This window comes from Allobosea sp. Root670, from assembly GCF_001429415.1.
Classification (GTDB): Bacteria; Pseudomonadota; Alphaproteobacteria; order Rhizobiales; family Beijerinckiaceae; genus Allobosea; species Allobosea robiniae.
In genome coordinates this window covers 478,275-499,589 of the sequence record NZ_LMJU01000016.1, presented here as the reverse complement: position 1 = coordinate 499,589, position 21,315 = coordinate 478,275, and the positions used below count along the sequence as shown (strand labels likewise).

Below are 21,315 nucleotides of genomic sequence, written 5' to 3'. Positions count from 1 at the left end.
CGATGACAGCGCCGATGGATCGCCAGGGGATCGAAAAGCTCATCGACGGAATGACGCTGAAGGAGAAGGTCGGACAGCTCACCATGCTGAGCGGCGAGCTGGTACAGACGGGCCCGGCCTCGGCCCCCGTCACCTCCGCCGCCATCCAGAACGGTGAGGTCGGCAGCCTCCTGAACTTGGTTGGGCCGGAGCGCATCCGGGATGCGCAGCGGCACGCCGTCGAGGGCTCGCGCCTCGGGATTCCCCTCTTCTTCTCGCTGGATGTTCTCTATGGGCTGAGAACGATGTTCCCAATCCCGCTTGGGGAATCGTCGGCCTTCGATCCAACGCTGTGGGAAGCGACGGCTCGCGTGGCGGCCGAGGAATGCGCGGTCGAGGGCATCGACCTGACCTTCGCTCCGATGATCGACATAGCGCGGGATCCGCGCTGGGGACGGACGCTCGAAGGGCCGGGGGAGGACCCCCTTGTCGGCCAACGGGTCGCCCAGGCGAAGGTGCGTGGCTACCAGACGGCCGATCTCGCCTCGCCGACGGCGATCGCTGCGACCGCGAAGCATTTTGCCGGTTACGGAGCGGTCCTCGCCGGCCGGGAATATGCCTCGGTCGACATGTCGGAGCGGCTGCTGCACGAAGTCTACCTGCCACCGTTCAAGGCCGCAGTCGAAGCTGGCGTCGCCTGCATCATGCCGGCTTTCGTCGATCTCAACGGCACGCCGATGTCCATTCATGTGCCGCTTCTGCGAGGCCTGGTGCGCGAGCGCTGGGGGTTCGAGGGCGTGATCGTGAGCGACTGGAGCTCCATCGCCGAGCTGTTGCTGCACGGCGTCGCAGCCAAGCCCGAGGCCGCCGCGCTTGCGTTAAATGCAGGTGTCGACATCGACATGATGGGCAAGGGCGCTTATGTCGATGGGCTGCCCGAGGCGCTCGATCGCGGTCTCATCACCATGGCACGCATCGACGAAGCGGTGCGGCGCATCCTGCTGCTCAAGCTGAAACTCGGCCTGTTCGACGATCCCTATCGCCGATGCGGTTCGCCAGAGGCCGTCGCGGCCATCGGCGCCCAGCCGGCGCGCAGAGCTCTGGCGCGGGAGGCCGCGTGCAAGTCGATCGTGCTCCTGACCCATTCCGGGGACACGCTGCCGCTCAAGAATAGCCTGAGCTCCATCGCGATCGTTGGCCCTTTCGGCGAAATCGTGGGAGGCTCCTCGGAGCCGGCGGCCGACGAGCGCGTCGCCGAGCTGGTCGACCGGCTCAAGACAGCCTTTCCCAAGGCCGCGATATCGGCCGCCACCGGCAGCCACGTCGAACAGCCCAAGGACGGCGGTCTCGAAGCGGCGCGTCGGGAAGCGGGTCAGAGCGACGCGATTCTCCTGTGCCTCGGCGAGCGGGTCGACATGGCAGGCGAAGCCAGCAGCCGGGCTCATCCCGGCGTGCCCCAGCCTCAGCAGGAGCTGGCGCGGGCGATGCTGGATACGGGCCGGCCCGTCATCGTCCTGCTGTTCTCGGGCCGGCCGCTGATCTTGCCGGACTGGCTCGCCGCAGGCGCCAAAGCGATCCTCGCGGTCTGGCATCCGGGCTCGGAAGGTGCCGGCGCCATTGCCGATGTGCTGAGCGGTGCTCATAATCCGAGCGGTCGACTCTCGATGTCGTGGCCCGCCGATGTCGGGCAGATCCCGATTTTCTACGCCGAGCGTCCGACAGGCCGTCCAAGGCTGGAAACCGAGCATTTTTCCAGCAAGTATCTCGATATTCCGAACGACCCCCGCTTCACGTTCGGCCACGGCCTGTCCTACACGACGTTCCTCCTGACCAATCCGCGCGCGACCAGATGGACGATCACCGCGGGTGAAGCCACCGAGATCCTGGTCGACGTCAAGAATACGGGGGCGGTGGCCGGCGAGCACACCGTGTTCTTGTTCATCCGCGACGTCGTGTCCTCGATCACGCGGCCTCAGCTGGAATTGAAGGACTTCACGAAGGTCGCGCTTGCCCCCGGTGATATGAACACCGTGCGCTTCACGCTCTCCTCCGACCAGCTTCGCTTCCTGGGGGCCGATCTCGAACCGCTGCTCGAACCCGGGCTCTTCGACGTCTTTGTCGGGTCAAGCGCCGACCCGGCGCAGTTGCAGATGCTCGAATTGCGGGTGAACCCGCCCCCGAGCGTCGCCTGATGCCCGGGCCGGTGGTCGAGCCTTGAGCGCCGCGATGGACGGGAGCCCGACACCGCCCGCAGCCGCTTCCGCGCTGGACGTTTCGGCAAGCGGCGTCCTGCACCAGCTTTGGATCCTCATCAAGGCGATGCGCGCCTCGCCGCGCCGGCTGGCACTGCTGTTCCTGCCGATGGGCAGCATCGTTGTCATCGCGACGAATGCCGTATTCCAGATCCAGCTGAACAACTGGCAGGGCGCGCTCTACGATGCCCTTCAGAACCGTGACCTGGGAGCCTTCGGCCATCAGCTCCTGGTGTTTCTGTCGCTCATCGGCGCGCTCCTCCTGCTCGTCGTCGCCCAGGCCTGGCTCACCGAAGTCGGCAAGGTCAGGCTACGGGGCTGGCTGACGCGGGACATGCTCGACGAATGGCTGAAGCCTAAGCGCGCCTATCTGCTCGCCTTCGCCGGTGAGGCCGGCGTCAATCCCGATCAGCGCATCCACGAGGATGCCCGCCACCTGACGGAGCTCTCCGTCGATCTCGGCAACGGCCTGCTGCAGGCCTCGCTGATGCTGGTGAGCTTCATCGGCGTGCTCTGGATCCTCTCGACGCAGGTCGTGTTCAATTTCGGCCATGGCGACTTCACCATTCCCGGCTACATGGTCTGGTGCGCGATCGCCTATGCCTCCATCGGCTCGTGGCTGGCATGGCGGGTCGGCCGGCCGTTGATCGCGCTGAACGCCGAGCGCTATGCGCGCGAGGCCGATTTCAGGGCGTCCCTGATCAAGGTGGCCGAGCGGTCGGAAGCCATCGTGCTCTATCAGGGTGAAAGCGACGAGCGCGCCCATCTCGATCAGACCTTTCACAAAGTCCAATCGCTGGCGCGCCAGCTCGCCAACGGCATCGTCTCGCTGACCTGGGTGACGTCGGGCCATGGCTGGCTCGCCATGGCCGCGCCCTTCGTGATCGCGTCGCCCGGTTATTTCGGCGGCCGGCTCTCCCTCGGAACCCTGATGGTCGCGGTCGGCGCCTTCAACCAGGTCCAGTACGCCCTGCGCTGGTTCGTCGACAATTTCTCGAAGATCGCGGATTGGCGGGCAACGTTGTTTCGGATCATGGCCCTGCGCGACAGGCTCCAGCGTATCGAGGAGCTGCACGCCGACCAGCACCGGATCACCTTCTACGAAGCCCCGGCCGGCGTCCTAGTCCTCGAACAGGTGGAAGCCTATCTGCCCGGCTCGCTCGTCGAATGCGCCGCGATCGAGGAAAGCAGGATCGAGCTGAAGGCCGGCGAGCATGTCCTGATCGAGGGCGACAGCGCGGCGGCGAAAACAACGCTCTTCATGAGCCTCGCCGGGCTCTGGCCCTGGGGCGACGGCCGCATCGGCCTGCCGCCGCGAGCCGACATGCTGTTCCTGCCCGAGCGCCCCTATTTTCCGCGCGCCACGCTGAGGATCGCGCTGGCCTATCCCGCCGACGCGCAAGACCATACGGACGAGCACTATGCCAGCGCGCTCCACGCGGTCGGCCTCGACCGTCTGGTGGAAGACCTCGACCGCGTCGCCGACTGGGACCGGCATCTGTCGCTGGAAGAGCAGCAGACACTCGGCTTCGCGCGCGTTTTCCTGCACACGCCACGATGGGTCTTTCTCAATGATTCACTGGGCGCCGTTCGCGAAAAAAGCCGCGCCGCATTGCTGGCGGCCTTCGCGGCCAAGCTCAGCCAGTGTACCATTGTCAGCACCGGCGGCGATATCGGCCATCATTTCTTCCAGCACAGCATCCACCTCCAGCATGTCCCTCGGACCGCGAGCCGCTCCTGAAAAGAGCCGCTCCAAGAAGCCACCGGCAAAGCGGCCTCCGAAGGCGGCCTCCTCCTCCGGCGACAAACCGGTCAAATTCGGTGCTCAGGATAGTCCTGCTCCTGGTTGCCAGCGGGATCAGCCGCGTCAAGCTGCGCGCGCACAGCATTCCCGAGGTGCTCGTCGGCTTCACTGTGGGCGCGCTCGCGCTTGTGGCATGAGCCCCTTGCGGACGAGTTCGGAGAGGCCGATGCCGACCGACTTCTGACTTGAGCAGCGCCCTCTATCAGGAACGGCGGGTAGGCAAGGCCAATGGGCGGTCATAGAACAGGCTTCGGCGCGCAGAAGATGGTATGAGCGCCGAGACAAGACCTGCAACCTTCCGCTAGGTCAACCGGTAGAAGGTCTGCCGGGCCTCGCGTGGTGTCTCGACGATGCCGGCTCCCCTCAACATCGGAGCTGCTGCGAGAGCGTCGGCTGGTGAACGTCCAGCATCTTCTCGAGCTGGCCGACGGCATACTCCGCCTCCACCAGCGTGCAGACGAGCATCAGTCGGCTGGGACGGGCGAGCGCCTTGAGCAGGCCGGCGACCTCCGCCACCCGGCTCGCCAGCTCCGCCAGGTTCATCGGCACCTGAGTCATGGCGCCGTCTCGTCCCAGGCCGCTCCGTCGAAGGCATCGAGCGGGATCTTGAGATAACGCCGGCCGTTCGCTTCCGGCTCAGGCAAGCGACCGCCGCGGAGGTTCACCTGCAGCGCATGCAGGATGAGCTTGGGCATGGGGAGCGTTTTGTCGCGCGCCTGACGCAGGGCGACGAACGAGGCCTCGTCCTGCTCGGCGACGTGCGGGTTCGTCAGCTTCTGCTGGCCGACCGTGCTCTCCCAGCGCGGCGCGCGGCCGTGGGGCTGGTAGTCATGCCCCGTGAACAGCCTCGTCTCGTCGGGCAGCGCGAGAATGGCCTGGATCGAAGCCCAGAGCGCGCTGGCGCTGCCGCCGGGGAAATCGGCCCGCGCCGTGCCGGCGTCGGGCATGAACAGCGTATCGTGGACGAAGGCGGCGTCGCCAATGACATAGGTGATCGAGGCCAGCGTGTGTCCTGGCGAAAACAGCACGGAGGCCTCCAGCGAGCCGAGCCTGAACCGCTCACCATGGGCAAAGAGCCGATCCCATTGCGAGCCGTCAGCGGCGAGATCCGGGAGGTTGTAGAGATCCTTCCAGAGCTTCTGCACGGCGACGACCTGCGCGCCGATCGCGGTCTGCGCGCCGGTCTTGCCCTTGAGATACTGCGCGGCGGAGAAGTGATCGGCGTGGGGGTGGGTGTCGAGGATCCAATCCACGCGCAGGCCCTTCTCACGGACGAAGGCGAGGATGGTGTCGGCCTGGGTCGTGGCGGTCGCGCAGGATTTCTCGTCATAGTCGAGCACGGGATCGATGATGGCGCAGGCCTTCGTCGCCGGGTCGGTGACGACGTACTGGATGCTGCCGCTCCTCGGCTCGTAGAAGCCGGTGACCTGTGGCGCCCGGGCCGCACGACGGTCTAGCCAGGCCTTGGCGCCGGCGAGGTCGAAACCGAACGTCTGGCCGAGTCCAACGACCGCATCGGCCGACAGACGGTCGTCGAGGACTTCGCCCAGCACATGAAGAGTCAGCGCGCGGGTGCCGCTTTTGCAGTGTGCGAATACTGGCCCCGGCGCCCGCGCGACCACCGCGCGGAAGGCCGTTACGTCAGCCTCGGTGATGGTCGGGCCGGTCACCGGAATGAAGCTGTAGGCCATCCCGGCATCCTCGGCCGCCTTCCTCTCGGCGGCCGAGCCCGGCTGTCCCGCCTCCTCGCCAGCAGGCCGAACGTTGACGACGGCCTTGAAGCCCTGCGCAGCGAGAGGCACGAAGTCGGCCAGAGCCGGCTGACCGGCGATCGACAGTGTTTCCGTGATCTTGATGGGGTGCATGGCCGGCCTCCAGGACTCGCCGCGAATGTATATCAGCAACTTGCAGGCGTCAGAGAACGACCACCTTCGAGCCGCTCGGGATGCGGTTGTAGAGGTCGATGACGTCCTGGTTCATCATGCGGATGCATCCGGAAGAGACGGCCTCGCCGATCGTTTCGGGCTCGTTGGTCCCGTGGATCCGGTAGAGGGTGTCGTTGCCGTTCTTGAACAGGTAGAGCGCACGCGCGCCCAGCGGGTTGCTTTCGCCGCCAGCCATGCCGCCCGACCATTTCGCGTAGCGCCGCGGATCGCGCCGGATCATGTCGGGCGTCGGTGTCCAGCGCGGCCATTGCGCCTTGCGTTGGACCGTCGCCGTTCCGGTGAATTCGAGGCCGGCCTTGCCGACGCCGACACCGTAGCGCAGCGCCTTGCCATGCTCCTGCACCAGATAGAGGAAGCGCTGATGTGGATCCACGACGAGCGTCCCGGGCCGGTGTTTCGTCGGGTAGTCGACGAGTTGACGCATATTGCGGGGCTGGAGATCGTTGAGATCGACCGCCGGCACCTTGAACTTCTCGGTCTCGATCGCGGCATAGCGCTGCGCGACGTGAGGCGGGATGGCGCTGTAGGAGGCCGTTGCAGGCGGTTGCGGCTGGACCGTGGTGCAGGCGGCGATCAGCAGCGGCAAGGCGATGACGGCGAGCGGCTTCGCCGCTCGTGGGGCGCGGATCATTCTGATCTTTCCGATGAGGCTAGGGTGGCCGGCGATGCGAGGACGGCGATCAATTCTGTTTCGCCGCCTGCTTGGCGCGCGCATCGGCCACGACCTGCTTGAAGCCGGCATAATCCAGCGTCGAGGTCCGGAACGGGCCGACGAGATAGGCCGGCGTCCCCTGGAGGTCGATGGAGTCAGCCTGGGCGAGGTTGCGCCGCAGCAGCGCGGTGATGGCGTCCGCCTTGGCGTCGAGATCCGCCTGAAGGCGGACCATGTCGACGCCCGATGCCCTCACGGCTTCCAGCATCCTCTCCTTGGAAATCCGCCTGCCGGGAATGCCCATCAGCGCATGGTGCACGGCGTCGTACTTGCCCTGATAGTGGGCTGCGACCGCAAGCTGCGCGCCATAGACCGAGGCCTCCGACAGGATCGGCCAATCCTTGTAGACGAGCCTGATCCTGCCGTCGGACTTGACGATGCGAACGAGATCGGGCGCCGATTGCTTGCAGAAAGGGCAGTTGTAGTCGAGGAACGCGACGATGGTGACGTCACCCTTCGGATTGCCGGCGGTGGGCGCCTCGGGGTCGTTGAGGATGGCGTTGATGTCGACGTCCTGGCCCAAGGCAGAGGGAATTCCCAGCAGTGCGGGCCAGATCGTGGCGAGAACGCCCGAGGCGCTCAATCCAGCGAAGCGGGAGATGAAGGTTCTGCGGTTCATGGCAAGCTCCAGGGGTGACGAGATGGACATGCGAGGGGAGAGGCGGTGTCAGGCACCGGCTTTCGTGAGCATCGCCGCGAAGGCGTCGACGGTGGTGGCGCCCGTCGTGCGGGCTCCATCGACCTCGCGGCCGCTGCCGGCATCGATGAAGAGCAGGGTCGGCGGGCCCACGACGCCGAAGCGGTCCATCAGGGCCTGCCCCTCGCTGCCATAGACGGTCAGGTCGGCGCGGATGATCGTGAGCCTGTCGAGGCGGGCGCTGATGGCGGGATCGCGCATCACGCCGCGGTCGATCTCCTTGCAGATTGTGCACCAGTCGGCGGTGAAATCGACGAGGATCGGCCGCTTCGCCGCCCGGGCCTCGGCGAGCACAACATCGAAGGCGGCGGGCGTGGAGACGACTCTCGCCGTTGCCCACGCCATTGCCGCAGCCGGCTCCGACGCGCCGGCCCCGTCGAGAAAGACCGCGAGGCGTAACGGATCCGGTCGCCCCGTCGCAGCCGCCCCGACCAATACCAGGCCGTACAGCGCAAGAACTGCCCCAGCGAAACGCGGCAGCAGGCGCAGATGGTCGCGGATCAGCGAATAGCCACCGAACCAGGCGCCGGCCGCGATCGCCAGCAGGCCCCACAGCAAGAGCGTGATGCCGGCCGGCAGCACGCGCGCCAGCATCCAGATGGCGAGGCCGATGAAAACGAAACCGAAACCCTGCTTCGCCTTGACGAGCCATGGGCCCGACCGCGGCAGGATGCGAGCGCCGAACGTGCCGAACAGCACGAGCGGCAGGCCCATGCCGAGGCCGAGCGCAAACAGCGCCGCCGCTCCGCGCGCCATGTCGCCGGTCTGCGCGACATAGAGCAGCGCGGCCGCCAGCGGCGGCGTCACGCATGGACCGACGATCAGCGCCGAGCTGAAGCCGAGCATCGCTGCACCGCCCGGCGAGCCGCCGCGACCGCGGCCGGTTCCCGCAAGCCGCGTGCTCCAACCCTGCGGAAGCTGCAGATCGAAAAGGCCGAACATCGACAACGCCAGGGTGACGAAGACGAGGCTCATCAGCCCGAGGGCCAAGGGTGTCTGCAAAGCGATCTGCAGGTTGCGGCCTGACATCGCCGCGGCGACGCCCAGGGCGGCATAAGCCGAGGCCATGGCGAGCACATAGGCCCCCGACAAGACGAAACCACGCCTGGCCGACAGTTGCGCGCCCGTCTGAGCCAGCAGGCCCGACAGGATCGGGATCATCGGAAAAATGCACGGCGTCAGCGACAAGAGCAGGCCAAAGCCGAGAAAGCTTGCCAGCGTCAACGCCAAGCTGCCGGAGAACAGACCGGCCGGTGCTACGGCTGTCGCTGCGTTGCTGGGAGAGGAAGCGACAGCCGGCGAGGTGTCCGGGACGGAGGTGGACTGCGCCTTCGACAGGGCACCCGTCGCCAGATCGACAGCCTTGACGATCGGCGGATAGCAGACGCCCTGCTCGGCACAGCCCTGATAGGTCACGACAAGCGTGCCTGTTGCCGGCGCGTCGCTGGCCGCGATGCGGGCCTGCGTCTGGCCGTGATAGATTTCGGTCAGTCCGAAATTGGGATCGTCCTTCTGCTCGCCGGCCTCAGTGGAAAGCGTCAATGGCGTGCCGTCCTGCCGCTGCGCTTTCAGGCTTTCGCGATAGAGGTAATGGCCCGGCAAGGCCGTCCAGGTGAGGATGAGGCTAAGGTCGGCAGCGCGATCCACGCCGAGGCGAAAGACCTCGTCGGCCGGGCGCGGCGTGGCGGCGGACGCGACGCCCGCCATCGCCATGAGGCAGAGGGCGAGGCTGGCGAGCGCTGCGAGAAACGGACGGTGCATGGCGACCTTCGATCGGTTGAGGCCGCCATCTCGACATCGCAGCTTAAGCCAGCCTTAAGGCTGGGCTGCCTGATCGCCGGGATCGATGATGCGAGGGAGGATACCGACACATGCGCATTCTCGTGGTCGAGGACGATCCGGTTCTGGCCGATGGGCTCAAGGTGGGGCTCGGCCTCGCCGGCATGACGGTGGACTGCGTCGGGACATGCGCCGATGCGCGCGCCGCGTTGTCCACCTCTGTCTTCGATACGGTCGTGCTCGACCTGATGCTGCCGGATGGCTCGGGCCTCGATCTGCTGCGCGAGATGCGCGGATCGGGCAACCAGACCCCCGTTCTGCTGCTCACGGCGATGGACGAGACATCCGACCGCATCCGCGGCCTCGACACCGGGGCGGACGATTATCTCGGCAAGCCATTCGACCTCGACGAGCTCGGTGCCCGCGTCCGAGCCATCGCCCGGCGTGGCTCGGGGCGGGCGTCGCCTTGCCTTGCCGCCGCAGGCATCATGCTGGACCCGTCGAATCTGTCGGTCGCCCTGCACGGCGTGCCTCTCTCACTGTCCCGGCGCGAGTTTTCGGTGCTGGCGGCCTTGCTGGAGCGGCCCGGCACGGTGCGCTCCAAGGCCGAGATCGAGGATCGGCTCTATGGTTGGCAGGAGGAGATCGAGAGCAATGCGGTCGAAGTCCATATCCACCACCTGCGGGCCAAGATCGGCCGTGACGTGATCGAGACGGTTCGAGGCCTCGGCTACCGGATCAGGGTGACGTCATGACCTCCTTGCGCGGGCGCCTCTTCGCGATCCTGCTGAGCGCGACCGGGGTGATCTGGCTGTCGGCCGTCCTGTGGATCTACGCTGGGACGCGCGGGGAGCTGGAGCACGTCCTCGATACCCGTCTGCAGGAGGCGGCGCGGATGGTGAATTCGCTCGTTGCCAGCGCCGACATGACATCCCCCGCTGCCGTCCTTCCGAGCCTGCCCGCAGAAGGGGCGGGCTATGAGCGCCAGCTTTCGTGCCAGATCTGGTCGCTGGACGGCCGCCTGATGGCTCGGTCGAGCGGTGCGCCCGATAGCCGCCTGACGGAAGCGGTGGCGGGCTTTTCCGACCGCGTCGTCGATGGCGAGACCTGGCGCATCTACACCATCGCCAATGCCGCCACGGGCGCGCGGGTCATGGTCGGAGACCGGCTCGGCCTGCGCGACCGCCTCGTCTCCGATCTGATCAAAGGGCTGCTGGCGCCAGCCCTTTTGATCGCACCGCTGCTCGCCCTGCTGATCTGGATCAGCCTAGGGCGAGGCCTGCGGCCGCTGCGGACGATGGCCCGCGATGTCGGCGGGCGCGACGCCGACGATATGAGCCCGATCGATCCCGTGCGCGCACCAGCGGAGGTCAAGCCGCTGACGCAGGCACTGAACGGTCTGTTCGCCAAGGTCGAGGCGGCCCGGCGGCACGAACGGGAGGTCACGGCCTTCGCGGCGCATGAGCTGCGGACGCCGCTTGCAGGGCTCAAGATGCAGGCCCAGATCGCGATGAGCGCCGCCGCCCCGGAGGTCAGACAGGGGGCGCTGCAGCAGATCGTGCTCTCCGTCGACAGGACCACGCGCCTCGCGCGCCAGCTGCTGGCTCTCGCGAAGCTCGACGCGAATGCCGAGCCGCAGGCTCGCGAGCCCGTCATCATCGGTGACGTCTTCGACGAGATCACGGCCACGGCCCCCGCTCCCGAAGCGGGCATTTCGGTCACGATCGAACCCGCGCTCAGGGAGCTGACCGTGGTCGTCAGCCGCGAACTGCTGACGCTCGCCCTTCGCAACCTCCACGACAACGCTGTGCGGCACATGCCCTCAGGCGGCATGGTGACCTGGCGCAAGGCTGCGGCCGGGAACGGGATCGTGGTCGAAGACGAGGGTATGGGCATTCCAGAGGATGAAATCCCCCTCGTCACGCAGCGCTTCTTCCGCGGCCGCAACAAGAGCGCGATCGGAACCGGACTTGGGTTGGCGATCGCCGATGCTGCCGTGCGGCGCATGGGCGGACAACTCCGTCTCGCCAACCGCGGCGACCATGGCGGCCTGGAAGCAACGCTTCAGATGTCACCCGATTCCCGCAGTTGACTTGCTGCGTAGCCAATGTTCGCTGCTTGATCCGACCGCATTGGACCTGTCGAGCGGTTCAGTCGTAGAAAGTAGAGAAGACGAACAAGATGATCCCGGTTTTGCCTGAGCAGACGTAGTGACACACGCCGCGCAGCTGGCCTCGGCTAAACGATCGAACGCCTTTCTGCCTTCCGCCCAACGCCTACCACACGGCTGAGGCTGACGCGGTCGCGACCGATCTATTGGCGCGCCGCGACGCCTCCATGCTTGCCATTTTTGGAACTGGCCACCAGGCCCGCTACGAAGTCGCGGCGCTCGCCCGCATCCGGACGGATCTAACCGGCGAGGTGTTGGGCAGGATGCTGATGCCGATATCACCGTGTTCGATAGCTCCGGGTTGGCCATTCAAGACCTACTCGTCGCTCCCGAAATCTAACGTCCACTCGGCGACGGCAGAGGATACCCCCTTGCAGGACGGTCGTCCTCAGATCCGCCGCTTATCCCTCGCGAACGTCAGCTTCTGGGTAAGCTCCCAATGTCCGCAACTGGCGCTAAACGACCTCGCGGTCGGAGAGAGCCTCGCTACCAACCAAATGCGTTTAGCTCTTCGGCGCAGCCGGCAAGATCATCTTTGCCGGCCGCACCGTTCTGCGGCTCGCTATTTCCTCAGCTGCCGTGCGCTTCCTTGCTGCCGGAGAGCAATGCGATTGCCCTCGAGATCCAAGGCGGTAACCGCTGTTCGCCCTCGAGGCCCGCATAGCGCTGCGGCCTCCGACGCTCCCACTTTCTCCGAAATCCAGCGGACAGGGAACCGGCGTGACGCTCCGCGCGTGGCGGGCTCACCCTCACACCACGATTACCTGACCCCGGCAGCTCCGGCTGGCGGGGCTTTTTTCGTTTTCCCACGCTTCTGTCTTTTGACAGGGCTCGTCGCACCACGAGGGCCTAGGGTCCGGCATCGAATGATGCACCGACGATAACGAGGGCGGCTTGAGCGAGATCAATCCGGCCACGAACGAAAGCCAGTTGGTGCAGCCCCCAACCTATGACTTGAAATTATGGGCATCGCTCCGCCAGTGGGAGCACCTGAACTCGCTGGCACGCAAAGAGCGCCGCAAGCAAGCACGGGCATTGGGCTACCGCCCGTCAAGGTGCATTTGATGCCGATGAGCGGCGGGGATTCGGTGCCGGTTCGCTTCTTCCGCCTTCGATCGGAGCTCGTGGCGGATGTACCGGCGGCTTCCGATCGAGGCGTTCGCCAGCCGATCTCTTCCTCTTTGCTGAATGCGATGTTCGCCCGACCCGCGGCGGAACAATGGCCAGTTCCGGGCGGTTGCTCTTCCATCGTCAGGTTGGAGGCTACAATGGGCTTGCTAGAGATCGGCGTCGTTCTGACCTGCGCTTCAGCATTCGGCTTCTACATCGCCGAGCCGCAGGAGTGAACCGATGGATGACGCGCTGATTGTTGCCGTGAGCATGATGGCCGTGGCAGCCATCGCCTAGTGGGCGAGTAAGCTTTGGCGCCTTTGACTTCAGCGCAACCGCCTCAGTTTCTCGCGGGTCGCCAACCGGCGCTTTCCGCTTCCGCCGCCGTGCAGAACCAGCGCTCGCCATGTTGCGGACTGATATTCGTCTCCAGATAACGGCGCTGGCCGGGGACGTGGTAAATGCTTTCCCCCGTATTGATGCTGATGTTTCCCTTGACCTGGCAGGACGGGGACAGCCTGGCCCAGACAGCGTCTGACCTAGTCAAGCCGCTCAGGCCGGCGAATCCCATTTCTTCATCGGATAGCACCCCGGTTCCCACAGCATCGATCCGGACGCATGCGTTTGCGCGTATGATGCAGCCACCGCGTAATTATCCAGTTTTCGGGGTACGCTGCATTTGAGCTTCCTTGGTCCGGGCAGTGTTTGATTTTGGCTTGGCTCGATCGCTGACGCGGTGATGGGCACTTCGCCGTCGCTGGGCCGATCCAATGGCTACGCTGCCTTCCGCGCATCTACTTATGATGGCAGAGCTTTATCAGGCCGCGGCCGCCAGAACCCGCCCTGTGACCGCCAGATGTCGATCACTGGAGTGCATCACCGCAACGACGATAGCAGTTCCGTCATCGCAAACGACATGCAGCCGATCCTGCAGCAATGCCGGGTCGAGTGCGGATGTATCGCAGAGAAGATGGCCTGCGCGGGTCTCGTCGTAGTGCGCCCATTGCGCAGGACCAAAGAGCCTTTTCCGGTATGCATGACAGGTCTCCGCCTAGGCGGCGTCAATGCGCGCCGCCAGCGGTCATTTCCAAAAAGCGGATGGAGACAACTGCAGCGCCGATCCTGCTCCTTCCACATGGCTTGTCTATGTCTTTTGAGTGGTTGCCGCCTTTATCGCTTCGGACCCTCCTGACCGGTGAATACATCGGCCGCCCAGCAGATCTAGGGCTATTTGAAGCCCGGACGCCTCCGCGATTTCGTCTTGATCTGCGCTGCGAGCCCCGCCTGCTTAACACTGGTCTCGTTCGCCAGACGGAGCCCGCGCAGTTTGAGCATGTTGTCTTCGCGCTGCTGGGTCAGCTTTTCCGTTTCGGACATAATCCTCGCGCGAGAGAGAGCCCGCGTCTGAATCTTCAAGAACTGATTGTCGGCGGTTAAGCGCTGTTTTGAAAGTTCGAACACTACCATTTCCATTCGCAGTTAAATTGAAAACAAAAAGGCCGAGCAAGTGCCCGGCCTTTCGAGTGGCTAAAGTCGCTGGTGCCAGTACATCCGTGGTCAACGGCGACGATTGCCAGATCACGCAGTCTGGAGCTGTTCTGCAGCCATCTTGCCAGATTTGTTGTCGCGAGCGACTTCGTATCCCAGCTTTTGGCCTTCCTGCAGGTCCCGCATCCCAGCGCGTTCGACAGCGGAGATGTGTACGAACACATCCTGGCTGCCGTCATCGGGCTGGATGAAGCCGAAACCCTTGGTGGAATTGAACCATTTAACTGTGCCGGTGGTCATGAGAAACCCTCCTTTGGCTACACCTGTCGCTCGCCGACAAGACGTACGGCGAGTTCAGAACGATTTCGAAAGGGGGAGTTTATCAGAGCCGCGACAAAGCGCGAAAATAACAACGACCGTCCAAGCAATCTCGATAAAGTAGCTTACATTTCATAAATTGAAATGTCAACCAAAGCGCGCTTCAGACGATTTTTGTGCGCACAGATTGTGGTTTTCACTAGCGAGGATTTCATTTTATTTTGAGAAATCATCCCGATTTCATGCGCGGTATCTCACTGGCGAAGGCGTGCCTCAGCAATCTCGGCCGCCTTCTGCCCCCCGCCTGGGGCCAGGCTAGGTCATTTCACCTCTGGCATCGATGTCCTATAGCCGCCGCATGGCTGAATTCCCCCGAACATCAAAACGCAATCGGATGGTTGAGATGGCGAGGCTCGTCACGGATGAAGGCGCGGTCTACAGCTGCATCATCCGCGATCTATCAGCAGGTGGGGCAATGCTCCGTGTACCAGCGGGTGTCGAGATCGAGGGACGCGTGCGCGTCGTCGCCAATATCTTACGTCGGGAGCGCTCTGCTCTGGTGAAATGGCGGGATGAAACCTCGATAGGCATCGCTTTCGAGGATTAGCGGTTAATCCTCGCACCGGGTCAGCATCTTCCTCGTCGGCGTCGCGAAGTAGCACTCGTCCTCGTAATGGACCGGTGTGCCGTCTGCGAGGGAGTAGGAGACGGTCGATAGGCCGGGCTTGTTCTGCCAGACGATGACGGTGAAGCGATTGCCATCCTCGTCCTGGCATTTCTCGCGATAGAGCTCGCGGCGATTGCGCGGTGGCTGGGGGGCGACGGGATCCTGCAACGCAACCATGGCGAAATCTCACCCCAAAGATTGATGGTGGTTCAACTGTCGGCGGGCCACGGCGTTCCCGGTTATTTGCAACCAATTTTCATCTCTTGAAGGATGAATAGCTGCTCCTAAATCATCTTCTGCGAAACGGCTTTGGAGGAAGGAGCAATGCCATTTTCGTCTCTCAACGATCCTGCGGATCTCGCTCGGGCATATGCCGCGTTGGAAGCAGTATGGAACGTTATCAAGGACTCAGTGCCAGAGCACGACCGAGACAAAGAGCGCGAGCGCATTGCTTATATGGTGGCTGGGTTCGCACCTCTGGCGCTCGATGAAGAAGATCTCGCGAAGAATGTCATGTTTCACCTAGATCGCGACGTCGCAGCCTAACCGGAACGACTCGTACGAGCGCTGTTGGCTACTGGTAGATCGGAGGAGGTTCGACGCGTGGCGCGGAACCAAGCTCTGACGCGCCCGTTCGGCAGCCAGGAGGCCATTCGGCCTTACGGCTACGGAGTGCGACATGCCGAAATATCGTTTCACGACCGATGACGGGAAAAAGGTCGACCGGGGAGACAATCCTCTAGATTTCGCCGACGACAAGGCCGCAACGGACGCGGCACAGGAGGCGCTGGCCGATATGGTGCATGAGGTCTTACCTAACGGCAACTCCGTCGATCTGACGGCCGATGTTGAAGACATTGCCGGCAAGAAAATTTATCACGCCTCGCTCAAATTCCGCGGCGAAACCGCTGACGAAGGGCGCGCTAGGGCTGCCCAATTGGATGCTGAAGCTGACGCCGCGGTTGATGCGGTGGCAAAGGCTCTCGATCCCGATCGCAATAAAACGCCGAACTAGGTTTGTGCCGCCGGAACCTATCCGCGATTTCATTGTTATGCTGCCGCGCGGCTCCCATGCCAGTGAAGCCGCGCCACTCTCTACCGCCGATCTGGACGCGAGCCGCGGATGTACCGGCAGCGACCGATCGGCCGGTAGGCTAGGAAATTCAGTAGCGCTCGCCTTCTCGGCTGAGCAAGGGCCGGAGGCCCACAAACCCCGTCGGTGATCCCGGCGGGGTTTTGTTCAGAACCAAGTCCGATCCTAGCGAGCAATCGATCTCCATATAGCCTTGGAACGATTCCCTCTCGATCCCGTTTTGCTCCTGGCCACCGCAAAGAGATGGTCGACCGAAAAGGTATGGTGGACGCGAGTGGACCAGCATGAGCAGGACACCGAGCGATCTGCCGACGGCGCCGGGCGTGTGGCGAGCGATGACGGCGCCCACGCTTCTTCTTTAGCTCCTTCGCGTTTTTTGCCTATTCGCGGGGTGCTGCGATTGTTGGTGCAGGCGAGTACCTCGCGCTCGATACCAAGTCGCCTCGGGGCGTGGCTTATCCTGATCGCGGTGCTTTCGGCATTCGCATACCTCGGGTATTTCTTACCCTCGCTTATTTCGCCCGGTGCTCGATCGTAATCACGGAGCGATTTCATCGGCCGCCGATTCGCGTTGCGTTGCGGAGTAGCATTCGATGTGTGCGGGTCGGGTTTTTAGGGCTGGGCCTGCCGGCGGAAGTGGTCAAGGGCCCGGCGCGGCGACGCAGTGCCGAGCGCGATCTTCAATTTCCGTCCGGAGTTGAGCCACACAGGCATCGCCCGGAACGCCTTCATACCCTTCAGCCCATCCTTCACGCCGTCCAGCGCGTCGTTCCGTTCGCGGAGCGGCAGGCCGTCAAGGAGCCGCATCTCGCATTCGTGCCTCCACTCTTCCGACCAGGTCGAGACCTCCCGGCTGGAGAGGATCGAGAAGACGTGCGGCGGATTGTCGGGTGGGAAAGGCCTCTGCGAATCTCTGAGGCGGGCTCGCTACCAATATCCTTTTCGAGCGCGACTGGCATCTCGCCGCTTACCTCGGCCGCGGTGCCATATCGCGCCGACGCGATCGCGGGGATCGAAATCCTCGCCCTTGATTGCCTCGCGAAATTGCTCCGCCTGATCCCGATCGCCGAAGCAGTAGGCCTCATAGCTTCGCGCCCCATCGCCAACTTTAAAGCGACGCGGGCAGAGGCTCGACAGAGGTCCCGACGAATTGAAGTAGCCGAGGCCGCGCCCTTCAAAGAGTGGGACCGCTACCTGATGCGGAAAGTCGCGGTTGATCTGCGTGTCGCTCGGTTGACCCCTTGCTCTCATGCTTCACAACGCCCTGATCTGCTCCTCGAACTCCTCGGGGATCGCGCCATGGCGCGCCAGGACGTCGAGCGCGCTGACTTCGCCAGTTTCGTCATCTGCGGTCACGTGGATAACCGCCACGCCTTCGGCGGTTCGGCCGAGGCGCTCGCCTTCATTCAGAGCATGATGCTTCGTCTTCGCGAGCACCCGCAGGCCAGGCACCAGACGCTTCCGGTGCGTCTTGAAGGGCTGGAGGAAGAACGTGTCGACGCTGGCCATGGCTTGACTCCTCGGGTTGGTTTGTTCTCATAATGTTCTCGTGCCCGAGGACGCAAGCCATGTCAGCCGAACCAATAGAAGATTCCGACGAGGCGAACGAAATCGAATGGGAGATCAATGATCTCGTAGCTGAGCATGGAAGCGAGCGCGCCGCGCTACGTGCCGTTTTGCACGATTTCAATGTCCTGTTGGCAGATGCTGATCGCTCGGTCTCCCGCGGGTTCCTTCGAGGGGTGTTCTCGCAGGGAGCGCGGCCGGTACGGGAGCCGAAGGCATGAATGCCGTCTCCCCAATCGGCTATCTCGACGCTCTCAATTCGGCACAGCGGCGCGCGGTGACCCATGGTGTCGGCGCCGTGACGGCATCCCCCCTGCTTGTGATTGCCGGGGCAGGCTCCGGCAAAACCAACACGTTAGCGCATCGTGTCGCTCATCTCATGGTCAGCGGCGCCGATCCGCGGCGGATCCTGCTAATGACTTTCTCTCGCCGGGCAGCCGGCGAAATGGCGAAGCGCGTTGAGCGGATCACCCGCAAAGTCCTCGGGGAGGGCGCTGGCGTCCTGACCGACGCCCTCAGTTGGGCCGGCACATTTCATGGTATCGGAGCGCGGCTCCTGCGCGATTGTGCCGATCAGCTTGGTCTTGATCCCGCGTTCACGATCCATGATCGGGAAGACTCCGCCGACCAGATGAACCTGGTCCGCCACGAACTCGGCTTCTCCAAGACGGAGACACGGTTTCCGACGAAAGGCACCTGTCTGGCGATTTATTCGCGCTGCGTGAATGCCGAGCGGCCGATCGAGGAGGTTCTTGGGCAGTCCTACCCGTGGTGTGTTGCCTGGGCGGCCGAGCTGAAGGACCTGTTCGCCGCCTATGTCGACGCGAAGCAGCAACAGAACGTCCTCGATTATGATGATTTACTGCTCTACTGGGCGCAGGCGATGACTGATCCCGACATCGCGGCTGATATCGGCGCGCGCTTCGATCATGTCATGGTCGACGAGTACCAGGATACCAACCGTCTCCAATCCTCAATCCTGCTCGCGCTCAAACCCGATGGCCGCGGTCTGACGGTCGTGGGCGACGATGCTCAGTCGATCTATTCGTTCCGCGCGGCGACCGTCCGCAACATCCTCGACTTTCCGTCCGCTTTCGTGCCGCCGGCCGAAATCATCACGCTCGACCAGAACTACCGCTCGACCAGCGCGATCCTCTCGGCAGCGAATGCGGTGATCGATCTGGCAGCGGAGCGCTTCACCAAGAACCTCTGGACCGATCGTGCAGCCGGATCACAGCCGCAGCTCGTTCATGTTCGAGATGAGGCTGATCAGGCGCGTTTCATCGCGGAGAAGGTACTGGAGAACCGCGAGGGCGGCTCGACGCTGAAACAGCAGGCGGTGCTGTTTCGAGCCTCCCATCACAGCGGCCCGCTCGAAATCGAGCTCACGCGCCGGAATATCCCGTTCGTCAAATTCGGCGGTCTGAAGTTCCTCGACAGCGCTCATATCAAGGATCTGCTGGCGCTCCTGCGCTTCGTCGAGAACCCGCGTGACAAAGTGGCTGGCTTTCGGGTGCTGCAGCTCCTGCCCGGTGTTGGGCCGACATCGGCGCAGCGCGTCCTTGAGCATATGGCGCAGGCGTCGGCGCCGATCGAATCCCTCGATAGCGCCCCGGCTCCACCTCGATCCGGCGAAGACTGGGGCGCGTTCGTAACCGCGATCGGGGAGTTGCGCGCCGGCTCTGCCGGTTGGCCAGCCGAGATCGAGCGTGCCCGCCGATGGTATGAACCTCACCTGGAGCGCATCCACGAGGATGCCAGCACGAGGCAAGCCGATCTCGTGCAACTGGAGCAGATCGCCAGCGGCTACCCATCGCGAGAGCGCTTCCTGACCGAACTGACGCTGGATCCGCCCGACACAACCAGTGACCAAGCCGGCGTGCCGCATCTCGATGAGGACTATCTGATCTTGTCGACGATCCATTCAGCCAAGGGGCAGGAATGGAAGTCAGTCTTCGTCATGAACACGGTCGACGGCTGCATTCCGATCGACCTTGGCGCCGGCGCCAGGGACGAGATCGAGGAGGAGCGGCGCCTGCTGTATGTCGCGATGACACGGGCCAAGGACGACCTGCATCTCGTCGTGCCGCAGCGCTTCTTTACGCATGGGCAGTCCGCGACCGGCGACCGGCATGTGTATGCCAATCGCACCCGCTTCATCCCGAACGCGCTTCTCGGACAGTTCGAGCGGTCGGCCTGGCCGATCTGTGCTTCCGAAGACACGCGAGCGCCCTCTGGAGGTCCAAAGGTCGACGTTAGGGCGAAGATGCGCGGGATGTGGCGATGAACCTTTCCGTTATGCAGGCTCATCCAATCGCCTTCGGGATGCCGCTCATGCTCCCGGTGTTCCGAAAGGCCGTTCGAGCGGGCTTGCCCGTCATCCTAACGACGCCGGAGGAATGCGAGACCTGGATGACGGCGCCGTGGGAAGAGGCGAGGGCGCTGCAACGGCCGCTTGCTGATGGCGCGCTCGATATCGTGGCTCGGTGTGTCAAAAAAGATGGCGACGACTCGGAACCAGAGCTACCGAAGCAAGTATCTTTGCTCTGAAAACTTGGGGAATCTCCGTTGCCGCTGAACGAGGCACTGAAGCAGTTACGCTCGCGCGAAGACGAGCTCGCGCGCGTGCAGCGCATCGGACAAATCGGGGGCCTTGAAGTCGATCTCAGAGAAGGCGCATTTCGCAACCAGCGATCCCCGGAATACCTGGCGGTTCATGGATTGCCGGCAGATGCTGCGAACGAAAGTCACGAGGCGTGGGTTGCGCGGATCCATCCCGAGGATCGCGATCGAGTCGTAAGCCATTTCCAACAAAGCGTTGATAGCTTCGACACCGACTATGAGGTCGAATATCGGATAATCCGACCGTCCGACGGAGAGACCCGATGGATCTTGGCCAAGGCTGAAATTCAACGTGATGATCTCGGGAAACCGATCAAGCTCATTGGAGCCCACATCGACATTACCGCACGCCGTACGGCAGAAGAGCAGCGCGAGTTGATCGCCCGCGAACTGCAGCACCGCATTGGCAACATTTTTAGCGTGGTCAGCAGCCTCATTTCGATGGGCGCTCGCGCGGAGCCTGCAGCTGCAAAATTTGCAGATGAAATCATCGGCCGGTTGACCGCGCTGCACAGGGCCCACGGCATCGTCCTGGATAAGAACGGCGATGAGTCTTCGGACAATCTGCCCGATCTGATTGGCCGCCTGATTGCGCCCTACAATGCCGAAGGTAGCATTCGGATCAGTGTTGGCGGCGATAAGGTTCGCATCGGACGCTCCAGTTCGACATCCATTGCCCTTATCATTCACGAGCTTGCGACGAATGCCGTCAAGCACGGCGCACTTTCAATCCCGACGGGGAACGTGCGGATAGAAGTTAAGGGTTCCGGCGAGCACGTCGTCTTGGTGTGGGAGGAGCGCGGTGGACCAGCCGTCGTCGGGTCACCCCATAGGCAAGGCTTCGGTAGCCTGCTCGTGGATCGTGCGGCCAAAGCGCAACTCGGCGCTCTTATGCGGTTTGACTGGAATCCCGCGGGGCTGGTTGTCCAGATCGAAATGTCTGCAGACAAGATCGGTGTCTAGCCGAACACAGCCGCCCAAAGCCTCCGCGCCTAACCGAAGAAAACCGCCCACCAAATGACGGCTCCCGCCGCCATCGGGATCAGCAGCTACCAGCGGGCGAAGAACGACGGGTAGGGAGCTTTCATCGCGCGCCTGACGCCCCTTTAATC

22 protein-coding genes and 1 pseudogene are annotated in these 21,315 nt (G+C 63.6%); 13 read left to right on the top strand and 10 right to left on the bottom strand.

Annotated features, from left to right (window positions below; genetic code table 11):
* Positions 1-50: 50 nt before the first annotated feature.
* Together ASE61_RS17725 and ASE61_RS17720 are read left to right on the top strand one after the other, a co-directional pair.
* Positions 51-2,171 carry a glycoside hydrolase family 3 N-terminal domain-containing protein gene (locus tag ASE61_RS17725; protein WP_244492893.1) on the top strand — a complete coding sequence of 707 codons (2,121 nt, stop codon included), beginning with the start codon at positions 51-53 and terminating at the stop codon, positions 2,169-2,171.
* Positions 2,172-2,205: 34 nt separating this feature from the next.
* Entirely contained in the window at positions 2,206-3,972 is a 1,767-nt protein-coding gene (locus ASE61_RS17720) for an ABC transporter ATP-binding protein/permease (protein WP_082617514.1), read from the top strand.
* A gap of 426 nt (positions 3,973-4,398) precedes the next feature.
* On the opposite strand, the gene ASE61_RS17715 is transcribed toward ASE61_RS17720, so the two are convergent.
* The 5 genes and pseudogenes from ASE61_RS17715 to dsbD form a co-directional block, all read right to left on the bottom strand.
* Positions 4,399-4,593, bottom strand: a complete 195-nt coding sequence (locus ASE61_RS17715; RefSeq protein ID WP_413813542.1) for an ArsR family transcriptional regulator — start codon at positions 4,591-4,593, stop codon at positions 4,399-4,401.
* The gene (blh, locus tag ASE61_RS17710; RefSeq protein WP_061969071.1) at positions 4,590-5,900 is read right to left on the bottom strand and encodes a bifunctional sulfur transferase/dioxygenase Blh; all 1,311 of its coding nucleotides are present in this window, start codon (positions 5,898-5,900) and stop codon (positions 4,590-4,592) included. The genes ASE61_RS17715 and blh overlap by 4 nt, the downstream gene beginning before the upstream one ends.
* A 52-nt stretch (positions 5,901-5,952) precedes the next feature.
* Positions 5,953-6,612 (bottom strand): annotated as a pseudogene (locus ASE61_RS17705) (L,D-transpeptidase); the annotation flags it as partial.
* Positions 6,613-6,661: 49 nt separating this feature from the next.
* A complete protein-coding gene (locus tag ASE61_RS17700) occupies positions 6,662-7,312 on the bottom strand; it encodes a DsbA family protein (RefSeq protein ID WP_061969068.1) in 651 nt (216 codons plus the stop codon).
* Positions 7,313-7,360: 48 nt separating this feature from the next.
* The gene (gene dsbD, locus ASE61_RS17695) at positions 7,361-9,151 is read right to left on the bottom strand and encodes a protein-disulfide reductase DsbD (protein WP_061969066.1); all 1,791 of its coding nucleotides are present in this window, start codon (positions 9,149-9,151) and stop codon (positions 7,361-7,363) included.
* A 110-nt stretch (positions 9,152-9,261) separates the two neighbouring features.
* Here dsbD and ASE61_RS17690 point away from each other — a divergent pair, with 110 nt between their 5' ends.
* From ASE61_RS17690 to ASE61_RS17680, 4 genes are all read left to right on the top strand, one after another.
* Complete coding sequence (locus tag ASE61_RS17690; protein ID WP_061969064.1) at positions 9,262-9,924, top strand: response regulator; 663 nt, start codon at positions 9,262-9,264, stop codon at positions 9,922-9,924.
* Positions 9,921-11,261 (top strand): ATP-binding protein, encoded by a 1,341-nt coding sequence (locus ASE61_RS17685; protein ID WP_061969063.1) that lies wholly within the window; start codon positions 9,921-9,923, stop codon positions 11,259-11,261. The genes ASE61_RS17690 and ASE61_RS17685 overlap by 4 nt, the downstream gene beginning before the upstream one ends.
* A gap of 972 nt (positions 11,262-12,233) precedes the next feature.
* Positions 12,234-12,404, top strand: a complete 171-nt coding sequence (locus ASE61_RS26580) for a hypothetical protein (RefSeq protein WP_156407139.1) — start codon at positions 12,234-12,236, stop codon at positions 12,402-12,404.
* Positions 12,404-12,685: a hypothetical protein gene (locus ASE61_RS17680; RefSeq protein WP_091858736.1), complete on the top strand. Its 282-nt coding sequence runs from the start codon at positions 12,404-12,406 to the stop codon at positions 12,683-12,685. Before ASE61_RS26580 ends, ASE61_RS17680 begins: the two co-directional genes overlap by 1 nt.
* Positions 12,686-13,676: 991 nt before the next feature.
* On the opposite strand, the gene ASE61_RS17675 is transcribed toward ASE61_RS17680, so the two are convergent.
* A complete protein-coding gene (locus tag ASE61_RS17675) occupies positions 13,677-13,910 on the bottom strand; it encodes a hypothetical protein (protein WP_142114547.1) in 234 nt (77 codons plus the stop codon).
* A 117-nt stretch (positions 13,911-14,027) separates the two neighbouring features.
* Positions 14,028-14,237: a cold-shock protein gene (locus ASE61_RS17670; RefSeq protein WP_061969057.1), complete on the bottom strand. Its 210-nt coding sequence runs from the start codon at positions 14,235-14,237 to the stop codon at positions 14,028-14,030.
* Between the two features lie 358 nt (positions 14,238-14,595).
* Here ASE61_RS17670 and ASE61_RS17665 point away from each other — a divergent pair, with 358 nt between their 5' ends.
* Complete coding sequence (locus tag ASE61_RS17665) at positions 14,596-14,862, top strand: PilZ domain-containing protein (RefSeq protein WP_082617511.1); 267 nt, start codon at positions 14,596-14,598, stop codon at positions 14,860-14,862.
* A gap of 3 nt (positions 14,863-14,865) precedes the next feature.
* Here the strand turns inward: ASE61_RS17665 and ASE61_RS17660 are convergent, their stop codons facing one another.
* Positions 14,866-15,099 (bottom strand): hypothetical protein, encoded by a 234-nt coding sequence (locus tag ASE61_RS17660; RefSeq protein WP_061969054.1) that lies wholly within the window; start codon positions 15,097-15,099, stop codon positions 14,866-14,868.
* A gap of 147 nt (positions 15,100-15,246) precedes the next feature.
* Here ASE61_RS17660 and ASE61_RS17655 point away from each other — a divergent pair, with 147 nt between their 5' ends.
* The gene (locus ASE61_RS17655) at positions 15,247-15,468 is read left to right on the top strand and encodes a hypothetical protein (RefSeq protein WP_061969052.1); all 222 of its coding nucleotides are present in this window, start codon (positions 15,247-15,249) and stop codon (positions 15,466-15,468) included.
* A 133-nt stretch (positions 15,469-15,601) separates the two neighbouring features.
* Positions 15,602-15,937, top strand: coding sequence for a DUF6894 family protein (locus tag ASE61_RS17650; protein WP_061969050.1), 336 nt, complete (start codon positions 15,602-15,604; stop codon positions 15,935-15,937).
* A gap of 690 nt (positions 15,938-16,627) precedes the next feature.
* Here ASE61_RS17650 and ASE61_RS17645 read toward each other — a convergent pair.
* On the bottom strand, positions 16,628-16,822 hold the full coding sequence (locus ASE61_RS17645) for a hypothetical protein (protein ID WP_061969048.1): 195 nt from the start codon (positions 16,820-16,822) through the stop codon (positions 16,628-16,630).
* A gap of 447 nt (positions 16,823-17,269) precedes the next feature.
* On the bottom strand, positions 17,270-17,524 hold the full coding sequence (locus ASE61_RS17640) for a hypothetical protein (RefSeq protein ID WP_061969046.1): 255 nt from the start codon (positions 17,522-17,524) through the stop codon (positions 17,270-17,272).
* Positions 17,525-17,583: 59 nt separating this feature from the next.
* On the opposite strand from ASE61_RS17640, the gene ASE61_RS26575 reads away from it, so the two are divergent.
* From ASE61_RS26575 to ASE61_RS17620, 4 genes are read left to right on the top strand one after another with little or no spacing between them, the layout of a single operon-like run.
* Positions 17,584-17,802 carry a hypothetical protein gene (locus ASE61_RS26575; protein ID WP_139163571.1) on the top strand — a complete coding sequence of 73 codons (219 nt, stop codon included), beginning with the start codon at positions 17,584-17,586 and terminating at the stop codon, positions 17,800-17,802.
* Positions 17,799-19,868: an ATP-dependent helicase gene (locus ASE61_RS17635; RefSeq protein ID WP_061969044.1), complete on the top strand. Its 2,070-nt coding sequence runs from the start codon at positions 17,799-17,801 to the stop codon at positions 19,866-19,868. The genes ASE61_RS26575 and ASE61_RS17635 overlap by 4 nt, the downstream gene beginning before the upstream one ends.
* Positions 19,865-20,131, top strand: a complete 267-nt coding sequence (locus ASE61_RS17630; RefSeq protein WP_061969042.1) for a hypothetical protein — start codon at positions 19,865-19,867, stop codon at positions 20,129-20,131. Before ASE61_RS17635 ends, ASE61_RS17630 begins: the two co-directional genes overlap by 4 nt.
* Before the next feature lie 18 nt (positions 20,132-20,149).
* A complete protein-coding gene (locus ASE61_RS17620; protein ID WP_082617510.1) occupies positions 20,150-21,166 on the top strand; it encodes a PAS domain-containing protein in 1,017 nt (338 codons plus the stop codon).
* Positions 21,167-21,315: the final 149 nt, after the last annotated feature.